The sequence below is a fragment of the Pseudomonas sp. Irchel s3a10 genome, assembly GCF_900187525.1.
GTDB lineage: Bacteria > Pseudomonadota > Gammaproteobacteria > Pseudomonadales > Pseudomonadaceae > Aquipseudomonas > Aquipseudomonas koreensis_G.
In genome coordinates, this window is sequence record NZ_FYDR01000013.1 from 51,061 (window position 1) to 63,180 (window position 12,120).

Here is a 12,120-nt window from a genome sequence, read left to right on the forward strand (position 1 = left end):
ATGCGCAGTCTTTTGCCGCTCAACAGCACTCCCTTGGAACGGGGTATCGAGGCGACGTTCGCCGAAGACACGTTGATTCCGTTGCGAACCTTGTACAACCCCGACACCTGTCCAGTGCACCTGCTGCCGCATCTGGCTTGGGCCTGGTCGGTCGACCGCTGGGATCCGGCGTGGTCTGAGTCGGTCAAGCGCGCAGCCATCAAGGCGTCGTTCTTCATCCACAAACACAAGGGCACCATCGGCGCTATACGTCGAGTGGTCGAGCCGCTGGGCTACCTGATCGAGATCGTTGAATGGTTTAACACCGTGCCGCAGGGGGTGCCGGGCACCTTCGCGCTGAAGGTGGGGGTGCTGGACACCGGCATCACCGAGGAAATGTATCTCGAACTTGAACGCCTTATCGACGACGCCAAGCCCGTCTCCCGGCACCTCACCGGGCTGGCAATCAGCCTTGAAACGCAAGGCAACCTTAATGTTGGCGTGAGCCTGTACGACGGCGACGAACTCGACATCTACCCACCTGAAATGCAGGCCATCGACGTAACCGGCACCTTCGGTGTGGTCGGTCGTGAACACACCATAGACACTCTGGATATCTATTCATGATTGATGCGAACTCTAAGTTCTTCGCGATCCTGACGGACGTGGGGGCAGCTAAACTGGCAAACGCCAACGTCTTGGGCGTGCCATGGAATATCACGGAAATGGGGCTAGGGGATGCGAACGACACTGACCCTCAGCCCAGTGCCAAGCAAACCAAACTGATCAACGAGTGGCGCCGCCGGCCGTTGAATCAGCTAAAGATCGACCCGGTCAACGCAGCGGTAATCATCGCCGAGCAGGTCATTCCAGCCGATGAGGGCGGCCGCTGGATTCGCGAGGTCGGGTTGTACGACGCGGACGGCGATCTGGTGGCAGTTGCAAACTGTGCCCCAAGCTTCAAGCCTATCCTGTCGCAGGGTTCGGGTCGCACGCAGGTGGTGCGGATGAACCTGATCGTTTCCAGTACCGCGAACATCAGCCTCAAGATTGATCCATCCGTGGTGCTGGCGACGCGAGAATATGTCGATTCGCGCATTCTGGAAGAGCTGAGCAAGCTCGACATCAAGCAGTCGGTGCGCGCCGCCACCACAGCCAACATCAATCTTGTTGGTCTGCAGACGATTGACGGTCTCGCGCTCGCGGCCGGTGACCGGGTGCTGGTGAAAAATCAGGTGGCCACCAAGGATAACGGGCCATATGTGGTGGCAGTGGGTGCCTGGTCACGAGCCAAGGATGCTGACAGCAACACCAAGGTAACGCCCAACCTGACAGTGGCGGTCGAGGCCGGTACTACGCAGGCTGACACGATCTGGCAATTGGTGACCGACGGCCCGATTGTCGTGGGCACCACGGCGCTCACATTCAAGGACATAACAGACGGTTTCGCTCGGCTGTTATCACCAAGTTTTGCTGGTAATCCTACGGCCCCGACGCCTGCGCAATTCGACGTGAGCAAATCGCTGGCGACGACTGAATACGTGAAGCGACGCGGCATTGAGTTCTCAGGCTTCACCACGAACTCCGCAAATTTGGTGATGACCGCTACACATGTTGGCGGACTTCATAGCTTCTCCGACGCTGCACAGCTCACGGCGACCTTGCCACCAACGGCAGGCATCGCGTATGCGGCCACTATCACGCTGGCCTGCGCCGGGCCGGGTGGGTTGAAAATCGTCGGTTCGGGTACCGATCTGGTCTACACCTCTACCGGCGTTTCTGGGCCGCTGGTGTTGGCTTTGGGCGACACTGCCGAATTCATCCGCTTGCAGGATCAGTGGCGGCTGGTCGGTGGAACGGCGGCTCTGCGCTTTGCTGGGACTATGAGCGGCCCGAACTTCGTCACGCCGCCGAAGTTCGATAGCAGCCTGCGCCTCGCTACGACGGAGTTTGCGCAGCGGGCGCAGGGTAGTTATGCCGATTCGGTTTCTTACAACGGCAACACAACGTTGACTGCTGCAGATGTCGGGCGTTTGGTTGCCATCGGTGGAACGTCTGCAACGGTCACCTTGCCAGATGCCGGTTCCGTGCCTCTGGGGGCGGTGATCACCGTGCTCGCGAGTGCGACGGCAGGGCTGATGATTCAGGCCAAGGCCGGCCAGTCTCTGGTCAGTCTTTCCAGCGTGGCCGGCCCTCTTGCGGTGCTGTCGTCGAGCATGTCGGTTTTCAGGCGGCTGAATGACGGTACAGGCTGGGTGCTGGAGGATGGCGACTCGGCTCTGAAATACTCGCCACTGTTTGCCTGCTCTCTCGGTACGACCGGCTGGCGGAGATTGCCTTCAGGTGAAATTGAACAGTGGGGACTGACGGGTGGAGCTGGGACGAATGTTGTAACCCCAATTTCTTTCCCGTCGGTGTTTCCTACCGCTTGCCTGAGTGTGCATATGACCTATGTGGATACCGGCGTACAGGCTCCAGCCTCAAGGGGTGGCCCGGTTCAGGTCGGTAGTGTTACGAAGACGGGATTCAACTATTCGCATTCCGGCACAAACAGTTCAGGGCCGCAGCATTTCTGGACGGCCAGAGGATATTAAGGAGCGCCCATGTTTTACAGAGCGATCGATAACGGCTTTTATAGCCCTGTTATTCACGCCTTTATTCCGCTGGATGCGGTAGAAATTTCCGACAGCCTCTACTTTGAACTGCTCAGGGGGCAGGAGAGTGGAAAGCGTATTGAGCCAGATCGTCAGGGCAATCCCAGGCTTGTAGAACCGCCGCCGCTTGATGAGCAGACGCTTGCGGCTATTGAGCGCGCCTGGCGCGATGCGCAATTAGCGCTGACCGATCCGCTGGTGTCCCGGCATCGTGACGAAGTCGAGGAGAGCGGTTCGACTTCAATCACGGCTGAGCAGTATGCAGAGCTGCAGACCTACCGCCGGCAGTTGCGCAACTGGCCGCAAGGTTCGCAATTTCCGCTCACCGAGCATCGCCCGTTAACACCGAGCTGGCTGGCCACGCAAATCACTTAAACGCCCCGCACTCACGGGGCGTTTTTCATTCCGCCAAACGTAACACCAACACCTTGAGCCTCGCACACACGCGGGGCTTTTTCGTTTCTGGAGAACGAGCCTTATGAGTTTCTTTCACGGCGTCACGACCACGGCGGTCGATACTGGCGCACGCACTATCTCGCTGCCGTCTTCCTCGATCATCGGCTTGTGCGACACCTTCAGCCCTGGCTTAGTGGGCGGCGGTACGGCCAAGGCCGGCGAGCTTAAGCTGATCACCACCGAGCGTGAAGCCATTGCAGCGTTCGGCGCCGACTCAGCGATCACCAAAGCCTGCCAGGCGATTTACGCCAAGGCCAAGGCGGTGATCGTCGCCATCGGTGTACCGAAGATGGACGACCCGGCGCTGCAGACCTCGGCCATCATCGGCGGTATTTTGGAATCCGGTCAGCGTACTGGCCTGCAGGCGCTGCTCGACGGCAAGAGTCTGTTCAACGCCCAGCCGCGATTGTTGATCGCCCCCGGCCATTCGGCGACGCAAGCGGTGGCAACGGCCATGGATAGCCTGGCGCAGAAGCTTCGCGCCATTGGCATCATCGACGGGCCATGCACGACCGACGAGGCCGCCATGGCTTACGCGAAAAACTTCGGCAGTCGCAACCTGTTCATGGTCGACCCCGGTGTGCAGTTCTGGGACACCGGCAAAAGCAAGACGGTGGATGCGCCGGGTTCGGCCTGGACTGCCGGCCTGTTTGCCTGGACGGATGCCACTTACGGCTTCTGGGCCTCGCCGTCAAACAAGGAATTCACCGGCATCACCGGTACCACCCGTGCGGTCGAGTACCTGGATGGCGATGAGACCTGCCGAGCCAACCTGCTCAACAACGCGAACATCACCACGATCATTCGTGACGACGGTTTCCGTCTCTGGGGCAACCGCACGCTGTCGAGCGATCCGAAATGGGCATTCGTCACCCGCGTGCGCACATTGTTCATCCTCATGGATGCGGTACAGGCCGGCCACAAATGGGCGGTCGACCGCTCGATTACCAAGACCTACGTCAAGGACGTCACCGACGGCCTGGAAGCGTTCATGCGCGACCTGAAAAATCAAGGCGCGGTGATCAACTTCGAGGTGTTCCCGGATCATGAATTGAACACGGCCAGCCAGATCGAGCAGGGCAAGGTGTACTGGCGGATCCGCTTCACCGACGTGCCGCCGGCTGAAAACCCGAACTTCCTTTTTGAGGTCACCAACGAGTGGATGACCGAAGTGCTTGAACCTGCCTAAGGAGGCACCCTGATGATTCCTGAAGTTCTCTCCAACTGCGCCGGTTTTATCGACGGCGTCAGTTTTTCCGGTGAAATGCCGAGTCTCACTTTGCCCAAGGTGGTCCTGAAAACCGAAGCCTACCGAGGCGGCGGCATGGCCGGCGAGGTCGAGATCCCGACCGGCGTGGAAAAGCTCGAGGCCGGTTTCACCACCAACGGTGTACGCCGCGAAGCACTGAAGTTTTTCGGCCTGTCTGATCGCACCGCCTGCAGCGCGGTGTTCCGAGGCTCATTCAAAGGCCTCAAGGGCAAGGTCACCCCGGTGATTGTCACCATGCGTGGCGGCATCAAGGAAGTCGACATGGGTGACTGGAAACCCGGCGACAAGGCTGAGACCAAACACAGCATGGCACTCACCTACTACAAGCTCGAAGTTGCCGGCCGAGTGGTTTACGAGATCGACATGCTGGGGATGGTCCTGGTCGTCGACGGCGTCGACCAGCTCGCTGATGAACGTTCGGCCCTCGGCCTTTAAGGACAAGATGAAATGACGCAAACCAATCAAGCCACTCAAGAAAAACCACTGCCAAGCTGGCTGCAACTGACCGAGGAAGGCTTTCGCATCTCATTGCGACACCCCACCGAGCTGTCGGGTGTGCTGGTCGACACGCTGACCATCCGTGCGCCGTGCGTGCGAGACATTCGAGCCGCGCAAGCGACCTGCAACGGCGATGAAGAAAAGCGCGAAATGTCGCTGTTTTCCTCGCTGACTCAGACCCCGGAACAGGATCTGATGGCCCTCAAGCTGGTCGACTACATGCGCCTGCAAAAAGGCTATTTTCGTCTGGTCCAAGACGACGAGGTTTGATGGACCAACGTTGAAAGGGCTGGCCAAGCGGCTGGCCAAGGAGACCGGTTTCTCGGCTGTCGAGATCATGGCCATGCCCTTCAACGACATCGTGTGGTGGCTCACGGACTGAGCCATTTCCAATCATCCTCGATCCCAGGGACACGCACATGGCGAAGAACCTCGCACTCGGCTTTGTCATCGGCGGCGCCGTCGATCCGACGGTGGGCAAAGCGTTCAAGGACGTCGAAAGCAAGATCAAGCACCTGGACACGGTCGGCAGCAAAGCCCGGGTGCTGCAGAACACCATCGGCGACACCATGCGTCTGCGTGAGCAATGGCACAAGGCGCACGCCACCGGCGCCGCCGGTGCCGACAAGCTGTTGTCCAAATACGAAAAGAACCTCGACCTTCTCAAGAAACAGGGCGTCGAGGTCGGGCGCTTGAGCAAGGCCTACGCCACGATGGGTCGCGTTGCGGCCGGTGCCGAACTCAAAGCGCTCGGCCACCGGCAACTGGATGAAGGTCGGCAGGGCATGAAAAGCACCCTCGGCCAGGCCGGTGCCCTGACGGCCGCCGTGGCCATCCCGACGAAGGTCAGCGCGGACTACGGCGCGATCATTCGCGACATCGCGATCAAGGCCAACATTGCCAACACGCCAGAAGAAACTCAGCTCTCCAAAACTGTGATCGACACGTCGCGTGATACGGGCATGGCGCGCAACCAGGTCGCCGAGTTGGTCAATGCCCTGGTCGGCGCCGGCATGGAGCTGGACAAGGCACTGGCCTATGCGCCGACGGCGGCCAAGTTCGCTGTGGGGCAGGGATCGGATGGCACGGAAACCGCCAAGATGATCAACGCCCTGGGGCAGAACGCCAAGATCACCGATCCGGCTGTGATGCAAAAGGCCTTGGAGGCCATCGCCTATCAGGGGCAGGCAGGCAGTTTCGAAGCGGTCGACATGGCCAAGTGGTTTCCTGAGCTGTTGGCCGGCATGGGCAAGCTGGGCATCACCGGCATGGACTCGGTGTCGCAATTGGGCGCGATGTTGCAGGTGCAGATGAAGACTGCCGGCGGCTCGGACGAAGCGGCCAACAACCTCAAAAACTGGATGGAGAAAATAGGCTCGGGTGAAACGGTCAAGGCCTACCAGAAGGCCGGGATCGACTATAAGGGGTCGATGCAGACGGGTTTGCAGAATGGCAAATCCACACTGGAATCCAGTTTTGCGCTGGCCCAGAAGTACATTGAAGCGACCGATCCGAAGCGGGCGGCCGAGATGGCCAAGGCCACAGCGGCGATCAGTAAAGAGGCTGATCCCGAGAAAGCCAAAGCTATGATGAAGTCGCTGGAGGAGGCTTTGCGTACCGGTGACCTGTTCGCTGATATGCAGGTCAAGGCCGCTTTGACAGCGTACATGCAGAGCAAGGATCTGTATGAGCAGTTGAAGAAAGACTCGGCCAATGCCACCGGGATCCTCGACAAGAACCTGGCGGAGCGCCGGCAAACGTCTGCGCAAAAGTGGTCCGAGATGGCCCAGAGCATGGATGATGCCATGCGCAGCATCGGTGATGCGATTCGCCCGGTCACTGATGCGGTGGCGGATGGGATCACGAATGTCAGCCGTCAGCTCGCGGGACTGTCCGATGAGTCACCGCGTTTGGTGACGGCTATCGGTACCGCTGTGGCGGGCATGATCGCGCTCAAGGGGGCCGTCAGCGCATTCAAGATGGGTAAGGGCCTGATGAATATCGGGCGCGGCACCTTGATGGGCAACCCGAACATTCCGCAAAAGGTCATCGTCACCAACCTTTCGGCCATGGGCGGCGGACTGGATGCCGGCGACTTCGATACCGGTCGTGATGGAAAAAAAGGAAAGGGCGGAAAAGGCGGTAAGGGCGGCGGCAAAGAGGGTATCACCCGTGGAGGCGGGGGTGGTCCTAGCGTTGGCTCTGTGGTGAAAGGAACCGCCGTGATCGCCATCGCTGAAGCGGGATACAAGGCCTGGGATACCTACCAGAATGCCGAAACTCAGGATGAAAAAGCCGAAGGGTATGGGCAAGCGGCGGGTGGCTTGGCTGGCACACTGGCCGGTGCTGCAGCTGGGGCCGCTATCGGATCGGCCATTCCCATCATTGGCACCATGGTCGGTGGATTGATTGGTGGTTATCTCGGTTACATGGGCGGCGACGCACTCGGCGGCTTTGCGGGCAAAGAGCTGTTCGGAACCCCTGACTCACTCAAGAAGGTGCCGGATGCCGGGCCGCTGATGATGGTTAATGCCGGGCAGAACATTCCGCCGGTAATGGGCGATGTCGCCCGTTCATTCGCGCCGGTACCAGTCGTCAAAGACATGGTTCAGCCGCAACCGAAAATGTTGCCGCTGCTGACCGGTGCTGCGCCCGTACCTCAAGCGACTCTCGACAGTCCCAAGCCGCTACCGGCTCCGATGCAAGCGCTGCCGGCACAGGTTCCAAAGTCACCTGTTTCCAAGCCTCTGTTGCCTGAACGGAAGCCGACTGCAACAGCATTGGGGGATGTCACGCGTGCATTGAATCAGACGGCATCCCCGGCGGTACCGGCGATGCTCGCACCGCCTGTTGCTGCGAAACCCCAGTCGACCAAGGTTGAGCAGCGGTTCGATATTCAGGCGCCTCTGCATGTCACCGTACAGGGCGACGTAAAGGATCCGGCGCAACTGGCGCGAGAGCTTCAACCCTACATCGATCAGCAGTGGCGTCAGTCCACCCAGCAGTTGCAAAACCGCTCGCTGTTCGACGAACCGCATGTGTAACGAGGAGAGCCAATGGCCTACATGGAACAGCTGCAATCGGGACTGAAGAATCTTGCAGCAGCGGGAGAGAGCGGTCGGCGCAGCCTCGACGGCATGATGGGGCCAGTCAACGGTGCCATCAGCGAGATCAGCGGCGCGGCCTCGGAGCTGGAAGGGATTCCCTTTGTCGGTCCGGCGATTGGAGCAAAGCTGCAGCGTGTCATGCGTGGCGTCAATGCCGCTCAGGCCAAGGTCGGCCAGGTGGTGGCCACGTACAACAAAGCTACGCGTGCCGTATCGCAGATCGATGAGCGCATGGGCGAGCTGAAGGAACAGGCCGCCCGGGCGTCCACCGCAATCAACAAAGTCGCCGGCAAGGTCAGCCCGTCGCTGGCCAACATCGTGCCGACCGGTTCGCTGGGTGGTGATGCCACCCCATTGCCGGAAGCGGTGAAGCCGTTCCCGCATCTGCTGATCGTGCAACCACAGGATCCGCAGGCGCGGCCCTACTACTTCAATCTGGACACCGCAGCCTTTGATGAACTGCGGCGCTCGACTGAGTTTAGATGGGCTTCGCAGGAGCGACTCACCCGTCGGCCGGCGCAGCAAGCGGTGGGCATCGGTGAGGAAAAGATCACGCTCAAGGGCGCGATCTTTCCCGGCTTCAAAGGCGGGATCAAACAACTGGACACTCTGCGCAGCCTCGGTGCCCAACTCAAGCCGCTAACCTTGACTACCGGCTATGGCGACGTGCTCGGCACCTGGTGCCTGAAAAACGTTGAAGAAGAACAGAGCACGCTGCTGCAGGGCGGGATCCCGCGCAAGCAGGCGTTTACTTTGGAGTTTGTGCGTTATGGCGACGACCTGCAGAACGTCTGATGGGGATCTGCTGGACACCCTTTGTTACCACGCCTATGGGCATCTTGAGGGCACGGTTGAGGCGGTGCTCGATGCCAATCAGGGCTTGGCCGATGAGGTGCAACCTTACCGCGCCGGCATCGTAATTGAGCTGCCGGATCTACCTGGTCCTATTGAAGAAGGCGTAGCACTGTGGAATTGATTGACTATAGTCAGCGCGTAGGACTTGAAGTTCCTGCAGTTACGACCCCTTCAGAACCCGCCTCGTGCGGGTTTTTTTATGGAAAAAATAAATGACCCCCGCCTTCCGAATCGTCGCCGACGGCGCCGACATCACGCAGCGGATCAACGACCGACTGCTGCAACTCAAAACCACTGACAAGCCTGGTATGGAGTCCGACGAATTCGAACTGCGCATCGACGACCGCGACGGCGCGGTGGTGCTGCCTCCACGCGGGGCCAGCATCGAGATTTTCCTCGGCTATACAGAAACCAAATTGACTCGCATCGGCCGTTACATCGTCGATGAGATCGAGTTATCCGGCCCGCCGGATACGCTGGCGATCACTGGCAAGGCCAGCGACATGCGCGGCAGTGGCAAGACCGTGCGCAGCGGCAGTTGGGAGAACGTACCGTTGTCGCGGATCGTGGCTGATATCGCTGCACGCAATGGCTGGCAGCCTGTGTGCTCAGTGCAAACCAAAGTGCCGCGTGCCGATCAGCTGAATGAATCGGATTTCAATTTCATCACACGTCTGGCCAAGCAGTACGACTGCACCGCCAAAGTCGCCGACGGCAAGCTGCTGGTGATGTCACGCCAAGGCGGGCAGAGCGCCTCGGGCAAGTCTTTCGGTGTGGTCCTGATTCAACGGCGCGACGTCAGTCGCTTTCAATTTCGTCTTGGTGATCGCAACACGCACAAGGCGGTATCGACCAAGCACCAGGACAAGAAAACCGGAAAGCTCGCGGTGGTCACCTTGGATAACGACGAATCGCCGGACGGGTTGCCGCCGGTGCACAGCGACCGCCATATCTACCCGAACAAATCCGCGGCCGAAGCCGCCGCCAAGGCACGCTTAACCGCCTTCAATCGGTCCACCGCAGGCGTCCGGTTGGAAATGGCCGGACGCACCGACCTATTCGCCGAGCGCTCGATCAATGCCCAGGGTTTCAAGGTCGGTCTCGATGGTGAGTACTTGGTCGACTCGGTGGAGCAAGTGTTCACCCAGGCCGGCTGGAGCACGACAGTCGAGTGCAACGGCGGCAAGAAGGGTAAAGCCAAAGCCAGGGGCAAGACGAAAAAAGCGGCGAAGGATCTGAAGGTCGTTCAGCTCAAGCAATAGCGCCATTCTCACAACTTAAGGAGACATCGATGTCACTGACCGAACAGCAACTGCAATCCATCATGCCCAACGCCCGCCGCCAAGCGGGCGTTTTTGTATCCGCCCTCAACGCAGCCATGGCCCATCGGCAGATCAACACACCGAAACGGCAAGCCGCGTTCCTGGCGCAAGTCGGTCACGAGTCGGGTCAGTTGCAGTACGTCCGGGAACTGGGCGGCGACCAGTACCTGAGCAAATACGACACCGGCACCCTGGCTGCGAAACTGGGTAACACCCCGGCAGCGGATGGTGATGGTCAGCGTTATCGCGGTCGGGGTCTGATCCAGGTCACCGGCCACGACAATTATCTGCGCTGCAGCTTGGCGCTGTTCGGTGACGAGCGCTTGCTGCGGACTCCTGAGTTGCTGGAATTGCCGCAATGGGCTGCTGAATCGGCGGCATGGTTCTGGTCGGTGAATGGGTTGAACACGCTCGCGGATCAAAACGAATTCAACACGATCACCCGCAGGATCAACGGCGGTCTCAACGGCCTGCAGGATCGGCTGGAGTTGTGGGAGCGGGCGAGGGCGGTGTTATGCGTCTAGGTGAACTGATCCCTGCACCGTATCGGCTCTTGGCCAAAGGCTTGGTGCTGGTCGTCTTGGCCGGTGGTTCTGCGTCCATTAGCTGGCAAGTGCAGGATTGGCGCTACGGCAAACAGATCGCAGAGCAGGCCCGCTTCCACACCGAAACTCTCAACCAACTGAATCTGGCCTCGGCCGCGCAGCAGCGTGCCGAACAAGACAGGCGCCTCGCGCTCGAACAGCGTCTTGCTACCAGCGAGCAAACCCATTACCGAGCCTTGAACGATGTCCAACGTGATCAAGGTCGCCTGCGCGACCGCCTTGCCACTGCTGATCTGCGCCTGTCAGTCTTACTCGACGCCACCCCCGGCGCCTACAACGGATCGCTGTCGGCCACCACCGCCACCGGCGGCGTGGTTCATGGCCCCACAAGAGCCGAACTTGACCCAGCGCATGCTCAACGAATTGTCAGTATCACCGATGATGGTGATCGGGGACTGATCGCACTGGCTGCGTGCCAAGGTTATGTCAAAGCGATCACTTTCCAATGAAAAAAGCCGGGTTTCCCCGGCTTCTTTTATCAGACAAGCAACAGCGGCAGTACGTCTTGAAGCAGACGAACTACCTCAATTGCCAAGATCAACATCAAATGGCTAATGGACATTTTTGCATCCTCTTCGTGATGCTCAGTCGCCAAGCCCTTAGTCGCAAGCGACCAAGGGCCATGGCTCACCATCCATGATCTGTGCTACTTTTGATTCGCGAGAACCTGTGAAGCCAGCATCATTTCGGTGCCGAATCGTCCTAAGCGTTAACGATCCGTGGTTTTGCAGCAAGGCTGGAGGGTTGCCGCCCTTCAGCTTTTTTTTGCTTTTTTTTCTTACTTTCGTTTTTTCCTTTCATCAAACCGACAGGGGCCGTCGCCGGAATCTCGAATGAGACGTGGCGTTTCGGTTCTGTGTGGCTGATGGGAGTGATCTTAGAGCGGGCTTTAAAACTCGTCAATCGCGACCACAGACCTGTAGTGGGAAAAGTGAGGCAATTAAAAAATCGCTTTATTATATGTTTTTGTTTCGGCTTGAAGTGGCTGGAGGCCTTGATTTTAAAGGGTTTTGCGCTTCTTTGTTCTGGTTTTTTTTGCTGTTTTGGTAATGCTTATACTAACTTCAATTTAGTGTTCTTTCTTGTCGTTGGCCATTTTTTTGTTTGTGCTTGCAGTATTGGATCTACTGTTAAAAAAAAGAAGTTCCGTTTGTCGGGTTTGTTATTAAGGTATTTAAGTTGATTTTTTATTTTAAGTTAGTCGGAATATTTGCGTGTAGAGGTTAGTTTGTTTTTTAAGTTGATTTTGATAATCGGTCATCGCGCTGAAAGCCACGTCATTCGTGGCTTTCAGCGTGATTGGCTTCGCTAGATATACCCTTAAGACATACTCAAGCCCCCCCAAAAATAAAAAACTTGCACGAATGCGTTTTT

At 58.5% G+C, this 12,120-nt stretch carries 12 protein-coding genes; all 12 read left to right on the forward strand.

The genetic code is table 11. From position 1 onward, the window contains the following. The 12 genes from CKW11_RS25670 to CKW11_RS25725 all read left to right on the forward strand — a co-directional run bounded on the left by CKW11_RS25670 (position 1) and on the right by CKW11_RS25725 (position 11,195). The gene (locus tag CKW11_RS25670; RefSeq protein ID WP_095139922.1) at positions 1-606 is read left to right on the forward strand and encodes a phage tail protein I; all 606 of its coding nucleotides are present in this window, start codon (positions 1-3) and stop codon (positions 604-606) included. After that, positions 603-2,573, forward strand: a complete 1,971-nt coding sequence (locus CKW11_RS25675) for a phage tail protein (protein WP_095139923.1) — start codon at positions 603-605, stop codon at positions 2,571-2,573. Before CKW11_RS25670 ends, CKW11_RS25675 begins: the two co-directional genes overlap by 4 nt. A 9-nt stretch (positions 2,574-2,582) precedes the next feature. Next, positions 2,583-3,008 (forward strand): phage tail protein, encoded by a 426-nt coding sequence (locus CKW11_RS25680; protein ID WP_095139924.1) that lies wholly within the window; start codon positions 2,583-2,585, stop codon positions 3,006-3,008. 103 nt (positions 3,009-3,111) lie between these two features. Next, a complete protein-coding gene (locus CKW11_RS25685) occupies positions 3,112-4,278 on the forward strand; it encodes a phage tail sheath family protein (RefSeq protein WP_095139925.1) in 1,167 nt (388 codons plus the stop codon). Positions 4,279-4,290: 12 nt separating this feature from the next. Next, a complete protein-coding gene (locus CKW11_RS25690; RefSeq protein ID WP_095139926.1) occupies positions 4,291-4,794 on the forward strand; it encodes a phage major tail tube protein in 504 nt (167 codons plus the stop codon). A gap of 12 nt (positions 4,795-4,806) precedes the next feature. Continuing rightward, positions 4,807-5,127: a phage tail assembly protein gene (locus CKW11_RS25695; RefSeq protein ID WP_085701160.1), complete on the forward strand. Its 321-nt coding sequence runs from the start codon at positions 4,807-4,809 to the stop codon at positions 5,125-5,127. Positions 5,128-5,276: 149 nt separating this feature from the next. Then, the gene (locus CKW11_RS25700; RefSeq protein ID WP_095139927.1) at positions 5,277-7,901 is read left to right on the forward strand and encodes a phage tail tape measure protein; all 2,625 of its coding nucleotides are present in this window, start codon (positions 5,277-5,279) and stop codon (positions 7,899-7,901) included. Between the two features lie 12 nt (positions 7,902-7,913). After that, a complete protein-coding gene (locus tag CKW11_RS25705) occupies positions 7,914-8,759 on the forward strand; it encodes a phage tail protein (RefSeq protein ID WP_095139928.1) in 846 nt (281 codons plus the stop codon). Further along, positions 8,734-8,940 (forward strand): tail protein X, encoded by a 207-nt coding sequence (locus CKW11_RS25710; protein ID WP_095139929.1) that lies wholly within the window; start codon positions 8,734-8,736, stop codon positions 8,938-8,940. Before CKW11_RS25705 ends, CKW11_RS25710 begins: the two co-directional genes overlap by 26 nt. Before the next feature lie 91 nt (positions 8,941-9,031). After that, positions 9,032-10,081 (forward strand): phage late control D family protein, encoded by a 1,050-nt coding sequence (locus CKW11_RS25715; RefSeq protein ID WP_095139930.1) that lies wholly within the window; start codon positions 9,032-9,034, stop codon positions 10,079-10,081. Positions 10,082-10,110: 29 nt separating this feature from the next. After that, positions 10,111-10,665, forward strand: a complete 555-nt coding sequence (locus tag CKW11_RS25720; RefSeq protein WP_095139931.1) for a glycoside hydrolase family 19 protein — start codon at positions 10,111-10,113, stop codon at positions 10,663-10,665. Beyond that, complete coding sequence (locus CKW11_RS25725) at positions 10,656-11,195, forward strand: lysis system i-spanin subunit Rz (RefSeq protein WP_095139932.1); 540 nt, start codon at positions 10,656-10,658, stop codon at positions 11,193-11,195. Before CKW11_RS25720 ends, CKW11_RS25725 begins: the two co-directional genes overlap by 10 nt. Positions 11,196-12,120 lie beyond the last annotated feature (925 nt).

Excerpts from the sequence above, each read along its gene's own strand:
- CKW11_RS25705 (WP_095139928.1), top strand. The coding sequence starts at position 7,914 with ATGGCCTACATGGAACAGCTGCAATCGGGACTGAAGAATCTTGCAGCA.
- CKW11_RS25680 (WP_095139924.1), top strand. The coding sequence starts at position 2,583 with ATGTTTTACAGAGCGATCGATAACGGCTTTTATAGCCCTGTTATTCAC.
- CKW11_RS25685 (WP_095139925.1), top strand. The coding sequence starts at position 3,112 with ATGAGTTTCTTTCACGGCGTCACGACCACGGCGGTCGATACTGGCGCA.
- CKW11_RS25690 (WP_095139926.1), top strand. The coding sequence starts at position 4,291 with ATGATTCCTGAAGTTCTCTCCAACTGCGCCGGTTTTATCGACGGCGTC.
- CKW11_RS25720 (WP_095139931.1), top strand. The coding sequence starts at position 10,111 with ATGTCACTGACCGAACAGCAACTGCAATCCATCATGCCCAACGCCCGC.
- CKW11_RS25725 (WP_095139932.1), top strand. The coding sequence starts at position 10,656 with ATGCGTCTAGGTGAACTGATCCCTGCACCGTATCGGCTCTTGGCCAAA.
- CKW11_RS25675 (WP_095139923.1), top strand. The coding sequence starts at position 603 with ATGATTGATGCGAACTCTAAGTTCTTCGCGATCCTGACGGACGTGGGG.
- CKW11_RS25700 (WP_095139927.1), top strand. The coding sequence starts at position 5,277 with ATGGCGAAGAACCTCGCACTCGGCTTTGTCATCGGCGGCGCCGTCGAT.
- CKW11_RS25710 (WP_095139929.1), top strand. The coding sequence starts at position 8,734 with ATGGCGACGACCTGCAGAACGTCTGATGGGGATCTGCTGGACACCCTT.
- CKW11_RS25695 (WP_085701160.1), top strand. The coding sequence starts at position 4,807 with ATGACGCAAACCAATCAAGCCACTCAAGAAAAACCACTGCCAAGCTGG.
- CKW11_RS25715 (WP_095139930.1), top strand. The coding sequence starts at position 9,032 with ATGACCCCCGCCTTCCGAATCGTCGCCGACGGCGCCGACATCACGCAG.
- CKW11_RS25670 (WP_095139922.1), top strand. The coding sequence starts at position 1 with ATGCGCAGTCTTTTGCCGCTCAACAGCACTCCCTTGGAACGGGGTATC.